This window comes from Pseudomonas sp. MS01C9, assembly GCF_058202755.1.
Genome location: NZ_CM177073.1, coordinates 5,159,640 through 5,179,598, shown reverse-complemented (window position 1 = coordinate 5,179,598; position 19,959 = coordinate 5,159,640). Strand labels below are relative to the sequence as shown.

Below are 19,959 nucleotides of genomic sequence, written 5' to 3'. Positions count from 1 at the left end.
TCATTCCAACCCGGCCAGCAATTCGCTGATGCCTTGTAAAGTAAGGATGTGGTCCGGCTCGTGCAGCGCCAACGCCGCCTCGGGCATGGTCGGGACCTGGGCTTGTGCGGGGTCCTGGACAACCGTGACGCCGCCCAGGGCCTTGACCCGGGCCAGGCCCTGGGCACCGTCGTCATTGGCCCCCGTCAGCACGACCGCCAGCAGGTTCGGGCCGTATACATCGGCGGCGGATTCGAACAGCACGTCAATGGACGGCCGGGAATGATGCACCGGTGCCTCCAGGCTCAACGACAGGCTGCGATCGGCCTCCACCGACAAGTGATAACCCGGCGTGGCGAAGTACAGGGTGCCAGGCTGGATGTCCTGCTTGTCCCGCGCCTCCTCCACCGGTATCGCCAGGCGATGGCCGAAGACCTGGGCCAATTGGCTGTCACGCTCGTCGGGCAGGTGCAATACCGCCAGCACAGGTATGCCAAAGCCCGGGCGCAATTGCCCGAACACCTTGAGCAGCGCCTCGACCCCGCCGGCTGAAGCACCGACCACAATGGCCTCGACCGCAGGCCAGGACCCATCCCTCGTCTGGTTCATAACTTGCGATAGATCCGTTCCTGTTTGACCAACGGCTCGAATTGCTTGCCGAACGTTGAAAAATCCAGGGTTTCCTTGCTGCCCAACACAAGAAAGCCTCGGTGGCAGAGCGACTCGTGGAATAACCCAAAGGCGCGATCTTGCAACTTCTTGTTGAAATATATCAATACGTTACGACAGGAAATTAACTGTGTTTCTGAAAAAACACTGTCCGTCGCCAGGCTATGATCAGCGAAAGTCACGTTCTCGCACAGTGTCTTGTCGAACATGGCGTAATCGTAGGCAGCAGTGTAGTAGTCGGCAAACGATCGACGCCCGCCGGCACGCTGGTAATTCTGGGTGTAGCTCCTGACGCTTTCCAGGGAAAAAATGCCCTGCTTGGCTTTTTCCAGCGACCTGGGATTGATATCGGTGGCATAGATCAAGGTACGGTCCAGCAAGCCCTCCTCCCGCAGCAGGATCGCCATGGAGTAGACCTCTTCCCCCGTGCTGCAACCGGCAATCCAGATCTTGATGGAAGGATAGGTCTTGAGCAGCGGCACGACTTCCTCGCGGATAGCCAGGAAGTGCGACGGGTCGCGGAACATCTCGCTGACCGGAATCGTCAGCAACTGCAAAAGCTGCATGAAAATGCCCGGGTCGTGCAGCACCCGTTCCTGGAGCGCCGAAATGGTCCGGCATTCGAACTGGCTCAGGGCATGCAGTACCCGGCGCTTGATGGAAGCACCGGAGTAATCCCGGAAATCATAGCTGTACTTGAGGTAGATCGCTTCGATTAACAACCGAAGCTCAATGTCAGTGTCACGTTCCACTAAATTCTTTCCATATTCGGCAACCACACGCGAATCAGTGAAAACAGACGGTCCAGGTCGATCGGCTTGGCCAGGTAGTCGTTGGAACCCGCCGCCAGGCAACGCTCCTGATCATCCTTCATGGCCTTGGCCGTCACGGCGATGATGGGCAGCTTGCGCCAACGCGGGTCCTTGCGGATCAGCGCGGTGGCTTCGAAACCGTCCATTTCCGGCATCATCACGTCCATCAGCACCAGGTCGATGTCCTCGTTCTCATTCAACCGCTCGATCGCCTCGAAGCCGTTGCGACCGATGACCACGATCGCCCCTTTTGCCTCCAGGGCACTGGTCAACGCGAAGATATTGCGCACATCGTCGTCCACCAGCAGCACCTTGCGCCCCTCGAATACCTTGTCGCGGCTGCGGGCAGCCTTGAGCATGCGCTGTCGTTCATGGGACAACCGGGATTCGACTTTGTGCAGAAAGAGTGTCACCTCGTCCAGCAACCGCTCTGGCGAGCGGGCACCCTTGATGATGATCGAGCGCGAATATTTGCGCAGCTCGGCTTCTTCATCGCGGGTCAGGTTGCGTCCGGTGTAGACGATCACCGGTGGGAAGGAACAGATTTCCTCGGTGGACATGCGCTTGAGCAGATCGTTGCCCAGCATGTCCGGCAGCTTGAGGTCGATGATCATGCAGTCGTAGACGTTGTCCCGCAGCAGGTCCAGGGCTTGCTGGGCCAGGCCTACGGCCGTGATCTCGATGTCGTCGTCGCCGATCAGGCGGGTGATGCTGTCGCGCTGCAGGTCATCGTCCTCCACCAGCAGCACTCGCTTGACCTTCTGGGTCAGCTTGGCTTCCAGGCGCGCGAACACGTCCTTGAGCTCTTCGCGGGTGGTCGGCTTGACGGCATAGCCGATAGCCCCCATGTGCATCGCGGCCTCGACGCGATCTTCGACGGAAATCACATGCACCGGGATATGCCGGGTCTCGGGTTGTTCCTTGAGCCGCTGCAGCACGGTCAGGCCGGAGTGATCGGGCAGGCGCATATCCAGCAGGATCGCATCGGGCTTGAGCTGCAAGGCCAGGTCGAAGCCTTCGTCGGCAGCGTGGGCCACCAGGCACTGGTAGCCCAGTTCGTGAGCCAGGTCGAAAAGGATCCGGGCGAACCGGGCCTCGTCTTCGATCACCAGGATGCAGCGGGTGGCGAACGGGGCCTTGTCCCGGTCGTCGGCGAACCGGGCGATGGGGCTTTCCACTTCGGCCACCGGGGGAGCCGTCACAGAAGCAGGCGCGGCGGTCACGGGGGCAGGCAGGCTGGACGAGGGGATGAACGTCGGTGGCTCCACTGGGGCGTTCCCAGGCTCGACATAGCGCTCGGGCAGGACCAGGGTGAACACGCTGCCCTGTCCCGGCTCGCTGGACACCGAGATCGAGCCGCCCAGCAGGGTCGCCAGGTCCCGGGAAATCGACAGCCCCAGGCCGGTGCCGCCATACCGGCGGTTGGTGGTGCCATCGGCCTGGCGGAACGCTTCGAAGATACTCTGCTGCTGGTCCGCGCTGATGCCGATCCCGGAGTCACGCACCATGAATGCGATGCCCGAGTCCGGCTGGCCGCTGACGGTCAGGCAGACCGAACCCTGCTCGGTGAATTTCACCGCGTTGGACAGCAGGTTCTTGATGATCTGCTCCAGGCGCTGGCGGTCGGTGTACAGCATCGACGGCGCGTCCGGCAGCAGTTGCACCTCGAAGTCCAGGCCCTTGTCGGCCGCCAGCGGCGTGAACAGGTCCCGCAGGCTGTCCACCAGGCGCGGCACGCTGGTGTTCTCCGGGCGGACTTCCAGCTTGCCGGCTTCCACCTTGGAAATGTCGAGGATGTCATTGATCAGGTTCAGCAGGTCGTTGCCGGCGGAGTAGATGGACTCGGCAAACTTGACCTGCTCTTCACTGAGGTTCTGCTGCGGATTCTCTGCCAGCAATTTGGAGAGAATCAGCGAGCTGTTGAGCGGCGTGCGCAGCTCATGGGACATGTTGGCGAGGAACTCGGACTTGTATTTGCTGGAGCGCTGCAACTCTTCGGCGCGTTCCTGCAACTGCAGCTGGGCCAGGTTCAGCTCGCTGTTCTTCTGGTCCATGGCGTCGCGTTGCTCGGCCAGTTGCTCGTTGGTCTGTTCCAGTTCCTGCTGCTGGGCTTCCAGGTGCGCCTGGGACTCCTTGAGGATGCGCGACTGTTCCTCCAGCTCCTCGTTGGCCGTCTTGAGCTCTTCCTGCTGGACCTGCAACTCTTCATTCAACTGCTGGGTTTCAGCCAGCACTTCCTGCAACCGCTGGCGATAGCGGGCGGCTTCTATGGAGGTACCGATGCTGCCGGAGATCCGCTCCAGCAGTTCAACGTCGCGTTCGGTCAACGGACGCAGGAATCCCAGCTCGATGGCGCCGTTGATCCGGTCATCGTCGCTGGTCGGCACCACCAGCACGCTGTTGGGCAAGCCTTTGCCGAGCCCCGAGCTGACTTTCAGGTAATCCTTGGGCACGTTATCCAGGCGGATAAGGCGCCCCTGTTGGGCGGCCTGGCCGACGATGCCTTCTCCAGGAGCGATCAACTGCTCCTTTTCCGCGTCCTCACGGGACAATCCATAGCTGGCGACCCGCTTGAGCACGCCATTCTCTTCACGGGCATACAACGCCGCGACGGCGCAATCCAGGTAACGGGCACAGAACTGCAGGATGTTGCGACCCAACAGGTTCAGGGTCAGTTGCCCCAGCACCTGCTCGGCCAGTTGGGTCTGGCCGGTGCGCAACCAGGCCTGCTTCTCCAGGTGCAACGCGCTCTGCTGCTGAATCTTGAGGCTGGCGGCGTACTGACTGGACAGATTCAACAGGTCGCGGCGCCCGACATAGGCCAGCAGACCGCTGACAGCGGCGACGAACATCAAGTACAGGGTGATGCTCCAGAGCGTGGTGGAACGGACCCTGTCGTTGCGCTCCGTGCGCAATCGCTGCTCGGTATCGATGATGTCTTCGAAGGACTTGCGGATTTCATCCGTCAGGCGCTTGCCACGCCCGGCCTTCACCGCACCGCGATAATCGCCACTGCTGCGCTGCAGGTCGATCATGCTCTGGGCGTAGTTGGCCCACTCCGTCTGCAACGCTTGCACCTTGTGCAGGCGATCGGTCTGGGTAGGGTTGTCGGCTGTCAATTCCAACAACGTTTCCAGCGCCACGGCGATGCGCGGCTTGGCGACTTCATAAGGGTCGAGAAAATGCTCGTCACCGCTCAGCAGGTAACCGCGCATGCCCGTTTCCAGGTCCACGCTGAGCTTCAGCGCTTCGTTGGCATTATTGATCACCCGGTCGGTATGACCGACCCACTGGATCACCGACAGCAGGTAGGTCACCAGCACGATGAAGAACACCGCACTGAGGGCACCGATGCCCAGCGGCAGGCTGATATTGCGGCTCAGGAGCTTGCGAAAACTTTGCTCGTCGACCGAAGACGAAGGAGTCATGGAAAAAGGCCTTGGCAAACAGTTGAAAACCGTGGAGTGTGCCCGAAAGTGATGGCTTGGATCCACATTTCTGACGAGGCAAGGACGCAGTTCCCAGGGCGAGCCGCCCAATGGCAAGGAAGCGACTATCCTTGTCGGCTCTTGTACTATAGATCCTTTCTTGTACACCCCAGGGAACTTGTCACACCTCGCCATTTACTCATGCATAAGGCCTTTTTGCCGCTTCCGATTTATTTTCCGAGAATAATGACCATGTCCACCCCCGCTCCTGGCACCGCCATCACCGTTCTTGTCGTCGAAGATGACGACATTGTCCGCATGTTGATCGTCGATGTGCTGGAAGAACTCGAATACCAGGTGCTCGAGGCGGACGGCTGTGAACAGGCGCTGGAGCAGCTTCGCAACCCCGACCAGGCCATCGACCTGATGATGACGGACGTCGGCCTGCCCGTGATGGATGGCCGCGAGCTGGCCAAACAGGCCCGCGCGGTACGCCCCGGCCTGCCGATCCTGTTCGCCAGCGGCTATGCCGAAAGCATCGACGTGCCTGACAACATGGCGGTGATCGGCAAGCCATTTTCCATCGACCAGCTACGCGACAAGGTCAAAAGCATCCTGCCTTGAGCCGCAAGGGATTTCTGGTCACTATCGGCGCCCCCTGCGCCGTTGTGCCTGATTGCCAAAGGAAATGCCCTGCTCATGCCTCTCCCTCCCTCCTTGAAGGTCCTGGTCATCGGCTACGTCTGGCCCGAGCCGCGCTCATCGGCCGCCGGCGGACACGTCATGCAGATCCTCGAAGCGTTTCTCGGGCAAGGTTGGGAGATTACCTTCAGCAGCCCCGCCAGGCCTGGCGAGAACCGCGCCGACCTGTTGGCATTGGGCATCCGTGAGGTGGCGATCGAACTCAACCACAGCAGCTTCGATGCATTCATCAGCGAACTGGCACCGGATATCGTGCTGTTCGACCAGTTCATGATGGAAGAGCAGTTCGGCTGGCGGGTCGAGAAACATTGCCCCGATGCCCTGCGGGTACTCGAGACGTCCGATCTGCAGAGCCTGCGCCACGCCCGGCATCACCGCCTGAAGGAGCGTTTGAAGACGGACAGTGCTTCCCAGGATTTCAGCGACCTGTTCGCACCGGCCCTGCATGAAGAATTCCAACTGATGGCCGACACGGACATGGCGAAGCGGGAAATCGCCGCGCTGTACCGCTGCGACCTGAACCTGATGGTGTCCGAGTTCGAAATCGAGCTGCTGGTTGAACATTTCGGACTGCCCCGCGACCTGCTGCTCTGGTGCCCGCTGATGCTGGACCTGCCAGCCGCGCCGGCCGTGCCCTACGAAGACCGGGCGCATTTCCTCAGCATCGGCAACTTCCGCCATGCACCGAACTGGGACGCCGTGCTCTGGATGAAAAATGCCGTCTGGCCGCTGATCCGCCAGCAATTGCCCGGCGCGCAACTGCACCTGTATGGCGCCTACACCCCGCCAAAGGCAGCCGCGCTGCACAATCCGGCCCAGGGCTTTCATATCATGAACTGGGCCGAAGATGCCCTGCAGGTGATGTCGGCGGCACGCATCTGCCTGGCGCCGCTGCGTTTTGGCGCCGGCATCAAGGGTAAGCTGATCGATGCCATGCTGTGCGGCACGCCGAATGTCACCACCCCCGTCGGCGCCGAAGCCATGCACGGCGGCCTGCCGTGGCCCGGGGTGGTGGCCAGCAGCGCAGAAGCGCTCGCCGGGGCTGCCGTGCAGCTGTATAGCGATCCGGCGCGCTGGGCTCAGGCCCGGGACGATGGCTTCGCGCTACTGGCGAGCCGTTATTGCCGGCAGGTCCACGCCCCGGCGTTGATCGAGCGCATCCAGGCCTGCCGCTCCAACCTTGCACAACGGCGTCGGGACAACTTCACCGGCAGCATGCTGCGGCACCACCAGCATAAAAGCACCCAATACATGTCCCAGTGGATCGAGGAGAAGAATCGCAACCAGTGAAGGCCGCTGCAGATCGAGAGTGTCCTGCATGAACCTTTTCGACCGCGTTTCGATCATAGGCAACTGTGCAACCCTCTTTCGCCACGTACATGACCCAGCGACCACCGGTACCCTCGGCGGGCTGGCACCGCTACGGCGATAGGGGCATTATCCAGCAGCGATAAAAACAAAAGCGCAGGCCTATGACCCGAACAGCGAGAGTCACCGACCCTTCCTATGAGTTGATGGATGACCATAACGGACTGTCCATCATCTATCGCCAGCATGGTTTTCCGTGCCCCTTGGTGCGTTGGCATTTCCATAAGGAATATGAGCTGCACCTGATCGTTGCCAGCTCCGGCAAGGTGTTCATTGGCGACTACATCGGCAACTTCTACCCGCAGACCTTGTTTCTCACCGGCCCCAACGTGCCCCACAACTGGATCAGCCAGGTGGCCGAGAATGAAGTGGTGCCCAAGCGTGACATGCTGGTGAATTTCACCGATGAGCTGTTCGACAGCGGCCACCAGGTATTCGCCGAGCTCAAGACCATCGCCCCGCTGCTGGAACGGGCCCGGTACGGTATTGAGTTCCGCTGCAAGCGCACCATCCGCCAGGCGACGATCCTGATGCAGCGGATCGCCGATTCCCAGGGCATGAGCCGCCTGGGCTATTTCTTCATCCTGATGGAGTTGCTGGCCACCTCGGATGACTATCAGTTGCTCTCCGGCGCCACCTCTTCGCAGATGGCCGACGAGCACAGCGTCGACCGCACCAACCGCGCCGTGGATTACATCTTCGCCCACTACGCCCGGGAGTTGACGCTGGAAGAAGTCGCCGAACACCTGGGCATGAAACCCACCTATTTCAGCCGGGTGTTCAAGCAGGCCACCGGTCGTTGTTTCATCGAGTTTGTCAATCGGCTGCGCATCAGCAAATCCTGCGAGTTGCTGGCCGATGGCGACAAGCCGGTGACGGAGGTGTGCTTCGAATCGGGCTTCAACAACATTTCCAACTTCAACCGCAGGTTCCAGCAGCTCAAGGGCATGACCCCTTCCCACTACCGACGGTTGGCGGTACAGCGGCTGACCGAGCAGAACCAGGGCTGACACTTTCCTGCCCCGGTGAGGCAGGATCAGGGGCCGGAGTGACCTGTGGCGAGGGGATTTATCCCCGCCGGGGGCGCGACAACGCTCCCCATATCAATCCAACACTGAGGTGGGTCAGAAAGAACCGGGGGCCGCTTCGCAGCCCAGCGGGGATAAATCCCCTCGCCACGCCACAGATTTATCTCCTACACAGATTTAATCTCCTACATACAGATTCAATCTTCCGCACATGGACGAATCCTTCCCGACAGACAAACTTCGCTGAAACCGCATGCACTGCAAAAAAGTATCAGCATAAGTGCGACGGATGATTTGTCACGCCGCCCATTGAAGGCTGTAATCAGCGCACATCCTTCCTTTCATCGGAAGACTAAAAACAATAACTGTCCTTCTGCAGCCTGCCGGGCGCAGAAAAGGAGTGCGCGATGAAACCTTTGGCAAAAACCCTGCTTGTCTCCACTTGCTTGACCTTCAGCAGCGTCAGTTTCGGCGCACAGACCCTCACCATTGCCACCGTCAACAACAGCGACATGATCCGCATGCAGAAACTCTCGAAGACCTTCGAGACAGAGCATCCGGACATCAAGTTGAATTGGGTGGTGCTTGAAGAAAATGTCCTGCGCCAGCGCCTGACCACCGACATCGCCACCCAGGGCGGGCAGTTCGACGTCTTGACCATTGGCATGTACGAAGCCGCACTGTGGGGCGCCAAGGGTTGGCTGGAACCCATGAAGGACCTGCCGGCTTCCTACGACCTGGACGACGTCTTCCCTTCCGTGCGCGATGGCCTGTCGGTCAAGGGTACGCTGTACGCCTTGCCGTTCTACGCCGAAAGCTCGATCACCTATTACCGCACCGACCTGTTCAAGAACGCCGGGCTGACCATGCCCGAACGCCCGACCTGGACCCAGATCGGCGAGTTCGCGGAAAAACTCACCGACAAATCCAAGGAACAGTATGGCCTGTGCCTGCGGGGCAAGGCCGGTTGGGGCGAGAACATGGCCCTGATCACGACCCTGGCAAACGGCTTTGGCGCGCGCTGGTTCGATGAGAAATGGCAGCCACAATTCAATGGCCCCGAGTGGAAGGATGCGCTGAACTTCTACGTCGACAACATGAAGAAATCCGGCCCGCCGGGTGCTTCCAGCAACGGTTTCAACGAGAACCTGGCGCTGTTCAACAGCGGCAAGTGCGCGATGTGGGTCGATGCCAGCGTGGCCGGTTCGTTCGTGACCGACAAGACCCAGAGCAAGGTGGCCGATCACGTCGGGTTCACTTTCGCCCCCCAGGAAAAAACCGACAAGGGCACCTCATGGATGTACTCCTGGTCCCTGGCCATCCCCACCAGCTCCAAAGCCAAGGACGCGGCCAAGGTCTTTACCACCTGGGCGACGTCCAAGGAATACGGCCAATTGGTCGCCAAGACCGACGGCATCGCCAACGTACCGCCAGGCACCCGCACCTCGACGTACAGCGATGAGTACATGAAGGCCGCACCGTTTGCCAAGGTGACGCTGGAGTCGCTGAAAGTCGCCGACCCGAAAGCCCCTACCCTCAAGCCCGTGCCTTATGTCGGCATTCAGTTGGTGACCATCCCCGAATTCCAGGCCATTGGCACCCAGGTAGGCAAGTTCTTTTCCGGCGCGCTGACCGGTCAACAGACCGTGGACCAGGCCTTGACGGCCGCGCAGTCCACCACCGAACGCGAGATGAAACGCGCTGGGTATCCCAAGTAGTCAGCTCATTGAGGCCCGCTCCCGATTCCTGTGGGAGCGAGCTTGCTCGCGATAAGGGCCACCCGGCCAATATCACGAGTGACTGATACGACGCTATCGCGAGCAAGCTCGCTCCCACAGTGGATCTACACAGGCCCGCAAAAATCGGTTCAATGCCATGAATAGCTCAACGACAACTGTCAAAGCCCCACTCGAGATAGCCCCACCGGTACGCAAGGTCCGTGTGGCCAACCCCGGCTGGTTCCTGGTCAGCCCTTCGGTGGCCCTGTTGCTGCTGTGGATGATCGTGCCACTGGGCATGACTGTCTACTTCTCGATGATCCGCTATAACCTGCTCTACCCCGGCGAAAACGAATTCGTGGGGCTGGAGAACTTCACGTACTTCCTGACCGACTCGGGGTTCATGCCCGGCGCCACCAATACATTGCTGCTGGTCGGCAGCGTGCTGCTGATCAGCGTCGTGTTCGGGGTATTGATCAGCGCATTGCTGGAGGCCAGCGAATTCTTCGGGCGCGGGATCGTGCGGGTGCTGCTGATCTCGCCGTTCTTCATCATGCCCACCGTGGGGGCGCTGATCTGGAAGAACCTGATTTTCCATCCGGTCTCGGGGATCCTCGCCTCGGTGTGGAAGCTGTTCGGTGCCCAACCGGTGGACTGGCTGGCCCATTACCCGTTGCTATCGATCATCATCATCGTGAGCTGGCAATGGCTACCCTTTGCGATCCTGATCCTGATGACCGCCATGCAGTCCCTCGATCAGGAGCAGAAAGAAGCTGCCCGCCTCGACGGCGCCGGGCCGATCGCGATCTTCTGGCACCTGACCCTGCCGCACCTGGCCCGTCCGATCGCCGTGGTGCTGATGATCGAAACCATTTTCCTGCTGTCGGTGTTCGCCGAAATCTTCACCACCACCAACGGCGGTCCCGGCTATGCCTCCACCAACCTGGCCTACCTGATCTACAACCAGGCGCTGGTGCAGTTCGACGTCGGCATGGCGTCGGCCGGTGGCTTGATTGCCGTGGTCATCGCCAACATCGCCGCCATCATCCTGGTTCGGATGATCGGCAAAAACCTCACCGACAAGCACTGAGGCCGCCGCCATGACTCTTCAACAATCCCGTCGGCTGCAAAGCCTGCTGCTGGGTACGCTGGCCTGGGCCATCGCGATCGTGATCTTCTTCCCGATCTTCTGGATGGTGCTGACCAGCTTCAAGACCGAAATCGACGCGTTCGCCACGCCGCCGCAATTCATTTTCGCGCCGACGCTGGAGAACTACCTGCACATCAACGAGCGCAGCAACTACTTCAGTTTCGCCTGGAACTCGGTGGTGGTGTCCTTCAGCGCCACGGCCCTCTGCCTGCTGATCGCAGTACCGGCGGCCTACTCCATGGCGTTCTACGAAACCCAGCGCACCAAAGGCACCCTGCTGTGGATGCTCTCCACCAAGATGCTGCCGCCGGTGGGCGTGCTGATGCCGATCTACCTGCTGGCCAAGCAGTTCGGCCTGCTGGATACCCGGGTCGCACTGATCATCATCTACACACTGATCAACCTGCCCATCGTGGTCTGGATGATTTACACCTACTTCAAGGACATTCCCCGCGACATCCTCGAGGCCGCGCGCCTGGACGGCGCCACCCTTTGGCAGGAGATGGTCCGCGTGCTTCTGCCGATCGCCAAGGGCGGGCTGGCATCCACTGTGCTGCTGTCGCTGATCCTGTGCTGGAACGAGGCGTTCTGGTCGCTGAACCTCACCTCGTCCAAGGCTGCGCCGCTGACGGCGCTGATCGCTTCCTACTCCAGCCCTGAAGGTCTGTTCTGGGCCAAATTGTCGGCCGTCTCGACCCTGGCCTGCGCGCCGATCCTGATTTTCGGCTGGATCAGCCAGAAACAGCTGGTGCGCGGTTTGTCCTTCGGCGCCGTCAAGTAACGCGCCTTACATCTTTATCAAGCGGAGGCTCATCATCATGGCCAACCTGAAAATCAAGAATCTGCAAAAAGGCTTCGAAGGCTTCTCCATCATCAAGGGTATCGACCTTGAAGTGAACGACCGCGAGTTCGTGGTCTTCGTCGGCCCGTCGGGCTGTGGCAAATCCACACTGCTGCGGCTGATCGCCGGCCTGGAAGAGGTCAGCGACGGCACCATCGAACTCGATGGCCGGGACATTACCGAAGTCAGCCCGGCCAAGCGCGACCTGGCCATGGTGTTCCAGACCTACGCCTTGTACCCCCACATGAGCGTGCGCAAGAACATGTCCTTCGCCCTCGACCTGGCCGGCGTGCCCAAGGCCGAGGTGGAAAAGAAGGTCAACGAAGCGGCGCGCATCCTTGAACTGGGACCGATGCTCGAGCGCAAGCCCAAGCAACTGTCCGGTGGCCAGCGCCAGCGCGTGGCGATTGGCCGGGCCATCGTGCGCAACCCGAAGATCTTCCTGTTCGACGAACCCCTGTCCAACCTCGACGCCGCACTTCGGGTGCAGATGCGCCTGGAGCTGGCGCGCCTGCACAAGGAGCTGCAGGCGACCATGATCTACGTGACCCATGACCAGGTCGAGGCCATGACCCTGGCGGACAAGGTGGTTGTACTCAACGGCGGTCGCATCGAGCAGGTCGGCTCGCCGCTGGAGCTCTATCACCAGCCGGCCAACCTGTTTGTCGCCGGCTTTCTCGGCACCCCGAAGATGGGTTTCCTCAAGGGCAAGGTCACGGCGCTCAGCGGCCTGGGCTGCGAAGTGTTGCTGGATGCGGGCACGCGTATCCAGTTGCCCGTCAGCGGGGCCAGCCTGGACGTCGGCAGCGCGGTGACCCTGGGCATCCGCCCGGAACACCTGAACCTGGCACAACCGGGCGAATGCACCTTGCAGGTGACGGCCGACGTCAGCGAGCGGCTGGGCAGCGACACCTTCTGCCACGTCACCACGGCGTCCGGCGAAGCCCTGACCATGCGCGTTCGTGGCGACCTGGCGAGCCGTTTCGGCGAGCAGTTGAGCCTTCATCTGGACGCCGACCACTGCCACCTGTTCGATGCCGATGGCGTGGCGCTGACCCGCACGCTGCGCGCCGCCGCCTGATTACCGAGATCCGTGATGAAACTCAACCGTCAAAACCTGCACAACCTCGCTGCGCACGTCGCCCTGCCCGCCTATCCCTTGAGCGATATCCGCCAAGGCATCGCCCACATCGGCGTCGGCGGTTTCCACCGGGCTCACCAGGCGTACTACACCGATGCGCTGATGAACACCGGCGAAGGCCTGGACTGGGCCATCTGTGGCGTAGGCCTGCGGCCCGAAGACCGCCGCGCGCGGGACGACCTGGCCGGCCAGGACTACCTGTACACGCTGTATGAACTGGGTGACACCGACGACACCGAAGTGCGGGTCATCGGCGCCATAGCCGACATGCTGCTGGCCGAAGACAGCGCCCAGGCGCTGATCGACAAGCTCGCCGACCCGCAGATCCGCATCGTCTCGCTGACCATCACCGAGGGTGGCTACTGCATCGACGACAGCAACGGCGAGTTCATGGCCCACCTGCCGCAGATCCAGCACGACCTGAGCCACCCGGACCATCCGAAAACCGTGTTCGGTTTTCTCTGTGCAGCCCTCGCCAAGCGGCGTGCCGCGGGCATCCCGGCATTCACCCTGATGTCCTGCGATAACCTGCCCCACAATGGCGCCGTGACGCGCAAGGCGCTGCTCGCCTTCGCCGCGCTGCGCGATGCCGACCTCGGGCAATGGATCGACCGCAACGTAAGCTTCCCCAACGCCATGGTGGACCGCATCACCCCCATGACCAGCGTGGCCCACCGCCTGCAACTGCACGACGAACACGGGATCGACGACGCCTGGCCGGTGGTCTGCGAACCGTTCGTGCAATGGGTCCTGGAGGACAAGTTCGTCAATGGTCGGCCGGCCTGGGAAAAGGTTGGCGTGCAATTCACCGACGATGTTTCGCCTTACGAGGAGATGAAGATCAAGCTGCTCAATGGCAGCCACCTGGCCCTGACGTACCTGGGCTTTCTCAAGGGCTATCGCTTTGTCCACGAAACCATGAACGATCCGCTGTTCGTGCGTTACATCCGCGCCTACATGGACCTGGACGTGACACCGCAACTGGCACCGGTGCCCGGCATCGACCTGGGCGAGTACAAGGACACCCTGGTGGAGCGTTTCTCCAACCAGGCCATTGCCGACCAGTTGGAACGGGTCTGCTCGGACGGCTCGTCGAAGTTTCCGAAGTTCACCGTTCCCACCATCAACCGCCTGATCGCCGATGGCGCTGAAACCCGCCGCGCGGCGCTGGTGGTTGCGGCCTGGGCCGTGTACCTCAAGGGCGTGGACGAGAACGGCGCGACGTATTCGATCCCGGACCCTCGGGCGGCGTTCTGCCAGGCCCTGGTGGCCGACGATGCGCTGGTGACACAGCGGATGCTGGAGGTGGAAGAAATCTTTGGCACCGCGATCCCCCGCTCGCCGGAGTTCGTGGCAGCATTCGAATGGTGCTGCAACAGCTTGCGCGAGCACGGGGTAACACGAACACTTGAACGGGTATTGGCTGACGCAGACTGAACCTGCGGACGCGGTCGCTTTTTTGTGGCGAGGGGATTTATCACCTTGCCACAGGTTCCAGGTTCCAGCCTGTCCCGGCCCGAACAGTTCTGTGCTGACGGTTCATTGATATCAAGGATTTCCATGGCAAACCAACAACTGTTCCTGGGCATCGACTGTGGCACCCAAGGCACCAAGGCGCTGATCCTGGATGCGATCAGCGGCCAGGTACTTGGCCAGGGCGCCGCTGCCCACAGCATGATCAGCGGGGCCAACGGTCGCCGTGAACAAGACACTGGGCAATGGCTCGATGCCTTTACCCAGGCGACTCATCAGGCGCTGGCTGCGGCCGGGGTCGATGGCCAGGCCATCCTCGGCATCGGCGTGTCCGGCCAGCAACACGGCCTGGTCCTGCTTGACGACCAGGGCCAGGTCTTGCGCCCGGCGAAGTTATGGTGCGACACCGAGACGACGCCGGAAAACGATCGGCTCCTGGCGCACCTGGGCGGCGAGGACGGCAGCCTGGAACGCCTCGGCGTGGTCATCGCGCCCGGCTACACGGTGTCCAAGCTGCTCTGGACCCGCGAACGACACCCGGATGTCTTCGCCCGCATCGCCCGCATCCTGCTGCCCCATGACTTCCTCAACCATTGGCTCACCGGCCGCCATTGCAGCGAATACGGCGACGCCTCGGGCACCGGTTATTTCAACGTGCGCACCCGCCAATGGGATGTGCGACTGCTGCAGCACATCGACCCCAGCGGCCGGTTGCAGGCGGCCCTGCCGGAACTGATCGAGGCCCACCAGCCCGTCGGCCGCATCCTGCCGGCCATTGCTGCGCGCCTGGGCATCAACCCCGAGGCCGTGGTGGCAAGCGGTGGCGGAGACAATATGATGGGCGCCATCGGCACCGGCAACATCCAGCCAGGTGTGATCACCATGAGCCTCGGCTCTTCCGGCACCGTCTACGCCTACGCCCGGGAACCGGCGGTCAGCCCGCAGGCATCGGTGGCGACGTTCTGTTCATCCAGCGGTGGCTGGCTGCCATTGATCTGCACCATGAACCTGACCAACGCCACCGGTGCGATCCGCGAGCTGCTGGGGCTGGACATCGAGGCTTTCAACACCCTGGTGGCCCAGGCACCCATCGGGGCCGAGGGTGTCTGCATGCTGCCGTTTCTCAACGGCGAACGCGTGCCTCCCCTGCCCCATGCCAGCGCCAGCCTGCTGGGCCTGACGACTACCAACCTGAGCCGGGCCAACCTGTGCCGCGCGGTGGTCGAAGGCACGACGTTCGGCTTGCGCTACGGCCTGGACCTGCTGCGGGCCAACGGCCTCGAGGCCCGCAGCATTCGCCTGATCGGCGGCGGCTCGAAAAGCGCGGTCTGGCGGCAGATCGTCGCCGACATCATGGACACCACCGTCATCTGCACCGAGCAGAGCGAAGCGGCCGCCCTGGGCGCGGCGATCCAGGCCGCCTGGTGCCATTCAGGATCGCCGCAAGGCCTGGACGAGCTGTGCGAGCGTTGCGTCAAGCTCGATCCGGCCAGTGAAACCCGGCCGATCGCCGAGCACGTCGCGGCATCGCAACAGGCCTATGAACGTTACCGACAACACGTCGCAACCCTTTGAGAGCAGGCAATTATGTTTCTGGTGTGTGGTGAAGCACTGTTTGATGTCTTCAGCGAAGACGAGGCTGGCGGTCCGGTCGCGCAGGTCAATTTCAAGGCCATCGCCGGCGGCTCGCCGTTCAACGTGGCGGTGGGGCTGCGCCGCCTGGGGAGGGAGTCGGCGCTGTTCGGTGGTTTGTCCACCGACTATCTCGGCCGGCGCCTGCGCCAGGTCCTGCTCAGCGAGGGCGTCAGCGCAAACTACCTGGTGGACTTCGATGCACCGACCACCCTTGCGATGGTTGCCGTCGGTGCCAATGGCTCACCCCATTACAGCTTCCGTGGCGAGGGTTGCGCGGATCGCCAACTGACTCTGGAGCATCTACCCGCGCTGGGGCCGGAGGTCCGCGGCCTGCATTTCGGTTCGTTCTCCCTGGTGGTACAACCCGTCGCCGACGCGTTGCTGGCACTGGCGCAACGCGAAAGCGGCCAGCGCCTGATCAGCCTCGATCCGAACGTGCGACTCAACCCGCAGCCGGACATCGAACTCTGGCGTGCCCGGATCGGGACGCTGGTGCAATTTGCCGACCTGATCAAGGTCAGCGACGAAGACCTCGGCCTGCTCTACCCTGAGCGCGATCCAGGCACGGTGATCCAAGGCTGGCTTGAACACCGCTGCCAATTGGTCTTCCTGACCCGGGGTGGCCAGGGCGCAACGGTGTTCAGTCGCCGCCATGGCAGCTGGTCGATGCCCGCCCAACCGGTCAAGGTGGCCGATACCGTGGGCGCAGGGGACACCTTCCAGGCCGCCCTGCTGACCTGGCTGTCGGAGAACGAACTGGATTCGGCCGAAGGCCTGCGGACACTGGAACGGGATCAGGTCAGCGCCATGCTGCAATTCGCCATGGGCGCGGCCGCCCTGACGTGCGGCAAGACAGGTCCGGACCTGCCGTACAGGCACCAGCTGAGCTGAGGGAAACGAGGGGAAACCGGACGCCGGGCCTGGGCTTGAGCCCCAGCCCAACGTCTGCGTGACTGACTATGGGCTATTAACGCCCGGTCATTCGATGCTGCTGGTGGAATTGATTACCGGTGACATGACTGTGGTCAAGCTCGGTACGCAGGTCGGCGATCAGATCGTTGATGGCCCGGCAGCTGGTGAGCTTGTTGGCATCGATATCGGTTCTGAGCAAGGCGACACGATCGGTTACATGGTCATCGAAGACCTTGATGGTCATCGACAGATCGGGTGACAAGGTGCATTGGGAGCGCTTGGGTAACAAGCTGCTTTCAATGATGCTGCGCATTTCGAGGGCAGATAAAAACATGGCGACTCTCTCCTGTTGAGGCGTCCAACTTATGTTCACGACGACGGTGATTCTTGTCCGTGTTCTTCCGTGCGGACTGGGACGATAAAAAAACCGTGCCGTTCGTTTTTGGCGTTTTAATCAATAGGCTCGTACAAACGAACTCTTGGATCATCCCGCAAAAAATATGCCTGCAATTGCCACGTTTCTGTTTGATGTAAATCAATGACTTAGCGTGCCAGCGTCGAGACTTCCTCGGGCAAAATGCAAGGAAGCGGCGTATTGCTCTTGCAAACTGCAATTGCTCATTGCGTCGGAAGCTAGATTAGCCCTAATTGCCATCATGCAAAGGGGCGTCCGTCGGCTGGCATGAAAAAAGCGATGACAGGTCATGTCACGCCGTTTCCAGGGCGGCTCGCTGCGCGACCTGCCCCAGGCTATCGAAGTTGATATTGGCACCGGAGTCAATGGCCACCAGCGTCTGGCCCCGGATGCCGGTACGGGCCACATACTGCTTGATGCCGGCCACCGCCAACGCGCCGGAAGGCTCGGTGATCGAGCGGGTATCGTCGTAGATATCCTTTATAGCGGCGCACAATTGGCCGTTGCCGACCGTGATCACCTCGTCCACGCAGAAGCGGCAGATCTCGAAACCATGGACGCCGATCTGCGCCACCGCCACACCATCGGCGAAGGTACCCACGCTTGGCAGGATGATTCGCTCCCCTGCGGCCAACGCCGCCTGCAGACAAGCGGAGTGTCGGGACTCGACACCGATGATGCGCACCTGTGGGCGCAGGTACTTGATGTAGGCGGCAATCCCGGCGATCAGCCCGCCTCCGCCCACCGGAACGAAGATCGCATCGAGCGCGCCGGCATGCTGGCTGAGGATTTCCATGGCGACCGTACCCTGGCCGGCGATCACATCGGGGTCATCGAAAGGAGAAACGAATTCTCGTCCGGTCTCACGGGCCAGGTTCAACGCATGCTCCAGGGCATACGGAAAACTCTCCCCGTGCAGCAGGGCTTCGGCGCCCCGGTCGCGTACGCCCGATACCTTCAACCCGGGTGTGCTCCTGGGCATCACGATGCAGGCCGAGATGCCCAGCTCCCGCGCCGCCAGCGCGACGCCCTGGGCATGATTGCCGGCCGATGCGGTGATGACACCACGGGCCCGCTGCGCCGGGGTCAACCGGACCAGCTTGTTGTAGGCGCCGCGGATCTTGAATGAGAACGTCGGTTGCAGGTCTTCGCGCTTGAGCAGGATCCGGTTGCCCAGGGCCTGGGACAGCGCCGGCGCCGCTTGCAGCGGCGTGCGTACGGCCAGTTCGTATACCGGCGCGGCGAGGATCTTCTTGACGTAGTGTTCCAGTAACGTTTGCTCGTGGCGGGTCGCGGTCATGGCGTGCTCCTGGTGAGGTGGAAGCCCAGGAGACAGAAAGAAGAAACCCGCCTCGAGGGCGGGTTGGGTACAGTCGTCAGCTAGCCCGCCAGATAAGGAATGGCGGTAATAATGCTTGGCTGGTTGCGCAGTACGGTGTTAGTCATGCCTGGAAACTAGCCGGGTGTCGAGGGCAAGTCAATCACCAATGTGCGGTAGACCGAATCAAGGCCACCGCCCTGCGGATCACCCGGCGCTGTTTACTTGAGCCCGACCTTGTACAACGCACCGTCGTCTTCATCCGTCAGCACATACAGGTAACCGTCCGGCCCCTGGCGCACGTCCCGGATGCGCTCCTTGAGTTCCCCCAGCAAACGCTCTTCGTGGACCACCTTGTCCCCCTCCAGTTGCAGGCGGATCAGGTCCTTGGACACCAAGGCGCCGATGAACACGTTGTGCTGCCAGGGCTTGAAGCGGTCACTGTCGTAGAACGCCATGCCACTGAGCCCCGGCGAAACCTGCCATACATGATGAGGGCCAAGCGCACCGTCGACGGTCTTGCCCTGGGCTTCGGGAATCGGCGAACCGGAGTAGTTGATGCCATGGGTCGCCAGCGGCCAGCCGTAGTTCTTGCCACGCTCGATGATGTTCAGTTCATCGCCACCCCTGGGCCCGTGCTCGTTCTCCCACAGCGTACCGGTCCAGGGATTGAGCGCGGCGCCCTGGGGATTGCGTACACCGTAGGACCAGATCTCGGGCCGGACATCTTTCTGCCGGACAAAGGGGTTATCGTCCGGCACCTGGCCGTCCGGGTAGATACGCACGACCTTGCCTTGCAGCTTGTCCAGGTCCTGGGCCGTCGGACGCTGGTTGTTCTCCCCCAGGGTGATGAACAGATAGCCGTCCCGGTCGAACACCAGGCGCGAACCGAAGTGATTTCCCGTCGATAGCTTTGGCTGCTGGCGGAAAATCACATCGAAGTTCTCCAGGCGCGTCAGGTCCTGGGACAACTGCCCGCGCCCCACCGCAGTGCCGGCCTTGCCGTCCTCACCGGCCTCGGCATAGGACAGGTAGACGGTACGATCCTGCTTGAAGTCCGGCGACAGCACCACATCCAGCAATCCGCCCTGGCTCCTGGCCCAGACCTCGGGTACGCCGCCCAGGGGCGCCGATAATCGGCCTTCGGCATCCACCAGGCGCAGGTTGCCGGACCGCTCCGTCACCAGCATGCCCCGCTGGTCCGGGAGGAACGCCACGGACCAGGGATGCTCCAGCCCCCTGACCACGGTGGTCACCTCCAGGGTGCCCTCCTCGCTCTTCAACGACTGGGTCTGGGCGGCCGTGGCCACGGTGGCGAATGTCAGGACAGTGCTGGCGCAGAGCGCAGCGATGAATGTCTTATGCAACAT

General features: G+C 61.7%; 16 protein-coding genes. 10 read left to right on the top strand and 6 right to left on the bottom strand.

Annotated features, from left to right (window positions below; translation table 11 throughout):
* Genes AC1M7R_RS23500 through AC1M7R_RS23490 form a run of 3 tightly spaced genes read right to left on the bottom strand, consistent with a single transcriptional unit; the run spans position 1 to position 4,888 of the window.
* Positions 1 to 588 (bottom strand): chemotaxis protein CheB, encoded by a 588-nt coding sequence (locus AC1M7R_RS23500; RefSeq protein ID WP_072391178.1) that lies wholly within the window; start codon positions 586 to 588, stop codon positions 1 to 3.
* Positions 585 to 1,400: a CheR family methyltransferase gene (locus AC1M7R_RS23495; RefSeq protein WP_072391175.1), complete on the bottom strand. Its 816-nt coding sequence runs from the start codon at positions 1,398 to 1,400 to the stop codon at positions 585 to 587. Before AC1M7R_RS23495 ends, AC1M7R_RS23500 begins: the two co-directional genes overlap by 4 nt.
* Complete coding sequence (locus AC1M7R_RS23490) at positions 1,400 to 4,888, bottom strand: response regulator (protein ID WP_072391171.1); 3,489 nt, start codon at positions 4,886 to 4,888, stop codon at positions 1,400 to 1,402. The genes AC1M7R_RS23495 and AC1M7R_RS23490 overlap by 1 nt, the downstream gene beginning before the upstream one ends.
* 252 nt (positions 4,889 to 5,140) lie before the next feature.
* Here AC1M7R_RS23490 and AC1M7R_RS23485 point away from each other — a divergent pair, with 252 nt between their 5' ends.
* The 10 genes from AC1M7R_RS23485 (at position 5,141) to AC1M7R_RS23440 (ending at position 16,835) form a co-directional block, all read left to right on the top strand.
* Positions 5,141 to 5,512, top strand: a complete 372-nt coding sequence (locus AC1M7R_RS23485; RefSeq protein ID WP_072391167.1) for a response regulator — start codon at positions 5,141 to 5,143, stop codon at positions 5,510 to 5,512.
* Between the two features lie 75 nt (positions 5,513 to 5,587).
* Positions 5,588 to 6,880, top strand: a complete 1,293-nt coding sequence (locus AC1M7R_RS23480; RefSeq protein WP_092181938.1) for a glycosyltransferase — start codon at positions 5,588 to 5,590, stop codon at positions 6,878 to 6,880.
* 182 nt (positions 6,881 to 7,062) lie between these two features.
* Complete coding sequence (locus tag AC1M7R_RS23475) at positions 7,063 to 7,968, top strand: AraC family transcriptional regulator (RefSeq protein WP_072391160.1); 906 nt, start codon at positions 7,063 to 7,065, stop codon at positions 7,966 to 7,968.
* A 425-nt stretch (positions 7,969 to 8,393) separates the two neighbouring features.
* Complete coding sequence (locus AC1M7R_RS23470; protein ID WP_072431105.1) at positions 8,394 to 9,704, top strand: ABC transporter substrate-binding protein; 1,311 nt, start codon at positions 8,394 to 8,396, stop codon at positions 9,702 to 9,704.
* A gap of 157 nt (positions 9,705 to 9,861) precedes the next feature.
* Positions 9,862 to 10,794, top strand: a complete 933-nt coding sequence (locus AC1M7R_RS23465) for a carbohydrate ABC transporter permease (protein WP_072391153.1) — start codon at positions 9,862 to 9,864, stop codon at positions 10,792 to 10,794.
* Between the two features lie 10 nt (positions 10,795 to 10,804).
* Positions 10,805 to 11,635 carry a carbohydrate ABC transporter permease gene (locus AC1M7R_RS23460; protein ID WP_072391149.1) on the top strand — a complete coding sequence of 277 codons (831 nt, stop codon included), beginning with the start codon at positions 10,805 to 10,807 and terminating at the stop codon, positions 11,633 to 11,635.
* Between the two features lie 37 nt (positions 11,636 to 11,672).
* Positions 11,673 to 12,776 carry an ABC transporter ATP-binding protein gene (locus AC1M7R_RS23455; RefSeq protein WP_072391145.1) on the top strand — a complete coding sequence of 368 codons (1,104 nt, stop codon included), beginning with the start codon at positions 11,673 to 11,675 and terminating at the stop codon, positions 12,774 to 12,776.
* Positions 12,777 to 12,791: 15 nt separating this feature from the next.
* Positions 12,792 to 14,273: a mannitol dehydrogenase family protein gene (locus AC1M7R_RS23450; protein ID WP_072391142.1), complete on the top strand. Its 1,482-nt coding sequence runs from the start codon at positions 12,792 to 12,794 to the stop codon at positions 14,271 to 14,273.
* A gap of 123 nt (positions 14,274 to 14,396) precedes the next feature.
* Entirely contained in the window at positions 14,397 to 15,884 is a 1,488-nt protein-coding gene (gene xylB, locus AC1M7R_RS23445) for a xylulokinase (RefSeq protein ID WP_072431106.1), read from the top strand.
* Between the two features lie 12 nt (positions 15,885 to 15,896).
* Positions 15,897 to 16,835, top strand: coding sequence for a carbohydrate kinase family protein (locus tag AC1M7R_RS23440; RefSeq protein WP_076407095.1), 939 nt, complete (start codon positions 15,897 to 15,899; stop codon positions 16,833 to 16,835).
* A gap of 76 nt (positions 16,836 to 16,911) precedes the next feature.
* Here the strand turns inward: AC1M7R_RS23440 and AC1M7R_RS23435 are convergent, their stop codons facing one another.
* The 3 genes from AC1M7R_RS23435 to AC1M7R_RS23425 all read right to left on the bottom strand — a co-directional run bounded on the left by AC1M7R_RS23435 (position 16,912) and on the right by AC1M7R_RS23425 (position 19,959).
* Entirely contained in the window at positions 16,912 to 17,190 is a 279-nt protein-coding gene (locus AC1M7R_RS23435) for a DUF1652 domain-containing protein (protein WP_072391133.1), read from the bottom strand.
* Between the two features lie 373 nt (positions 17,191 to 17,563).
* On the bottom strand, positions 17,564 to 18,571 hold the full coding sequence (ilvA, locus tag AC1M7R_RS23430; protein WP_072391130.1) for a threonine ammonia-lyase, biosynthetic: 1,008 nt from the start codon (positions 18,569 to 18,571) through the stop codon (positions 17,564 to 17,566).
* A gap of 239 nt (positions 18,572 to 18,810) precedes the next feature.
* Positions 18,811 to 19,959, bottom strand: a complete 1,149-nt coding sequence (locus AC1M7R_RS23425; protein ID WP_490609956.1) for a PQQ-dependent sugar dehydrogenase — start codon at positions 19,957 to 19,959, stop codon at positions 18,811 to 18,813.

What these genes read in the sequence shown, in the direction of transcription:
- AC1M7R_RS23500 (WP_072391178.1), bottom strand. Translation starts at nt 588, where the DNA reads ATGAACCAGACGAGGGATGGGTCCTGGCCTGCGGTCGAGGCCATTGTG.
- AC1M7R_RS23490 (WP_072391171.1), bottom strand. Translation starts at nt 4,888, where the DNA reads ATGACTCCTTCGTCTTCGGTCGACGAGCAAAGTTTTCGCAAGCTCCTG.
- AC1M7R_RS23485 (WP_072391167.1), top strand. Translation starts at nt 5,141, where the DNA reads ATGTCCACCCCCGCTCCTGGCACCGCCATCACCGTTCTTGTCGTCGAA.
- AC1M7R_RS23480 (WP_092181938.1), top strand. Translation starts at nt 5,588, where the DNA reads ATGCCTCTCCCTCCCTCCTTGAAGGTCCTGGTCATCGGCTACGTCTGG.
- AC1M7R_RS23475 (WP_072391160.1), top strand. Translation starts at nt 7,063, where the DNA reads ATGACCCGAACAGCGAGAGTCACCGACCCTTCCTATGAGTTGATGGAT.
- AC1M7R_RS23470 (WP_072431105.1), top strand. Translation starts at nt 8,394, where the DNA reads ATGAAACCTTTGGCAAAAACCCTGCTTGTCTCCACTTGCTTGACCTTC.
- AC1M7R_RS23465 (WP_072391153.1), top strand. Translation starts at nt 9,862, where the DNA reads ATGAATAGCTCAACGACAACTGTCAAAGCCCCACTCGAGATAGCCCCA.
- AC1M7R_RS23460 (WP_072391149.1), top strand. Translation starts at nt 10,805, where the DNA reads ATGACTCTTCAACAATCCCGTCGGCTGCAAAGCCTGCTGCTGGGTACG.
- AC1M7R_RS23455 (WP_072391145.1), top strand. Translation starts at nt 11,673, where the DNA reads ATGGCCAACCTGAAAATCAAGAATCTGCAAAAAGGCTTCGAAGGCTTC.
- AC1M7R_RS23450 (WP_072391142.1), top strand. Translation starts at nt 12,792, where the DNA reads ATGAAACTCAACCGTCAAAACCTGCACAACCTCGCTGCGCACGTCGCC.
- xylB (WP_072431106.1), top strand. Translation starts at nt 14,397, where the DNA reads ATGGCAAACCAACAACTGTTCCTGGGCATCGACTGTGGCACCCAAGGC.
- AC1M7R_RS23440 (WP_076407095.1), top strand. Translation starts at nt 15,897, where the DNA reads ATGTTTCTGGTGTGTGGTGAAGCACTGTTTGATGTCTTCAGCGAAGAC.
- AC1M7R_RS23435 (WP_072391133.1), bottom strand. Translation starts at nt 17,190, where the DNA reads ATGTTTTTATCTGCCCTCGAAATGCGCAGCATCATTGAAAGCAGCTTG.
- ilvA (WP_072391130.1), bottom strand. Translation starts at nt 18,571, where the DNA reads ATGACCGCGACCCGCCACGAGCAAACGTTACTGGAACACTACGTCAAG.
- AC1M7R_RS23425 (WP_490609956.1), bottom strand. Translation starts at nt 19,959, where the DNA reads ATGTTGCATAAGACATTCATCGCTGCGCTCTGCGCCAGCACTGTCCTG.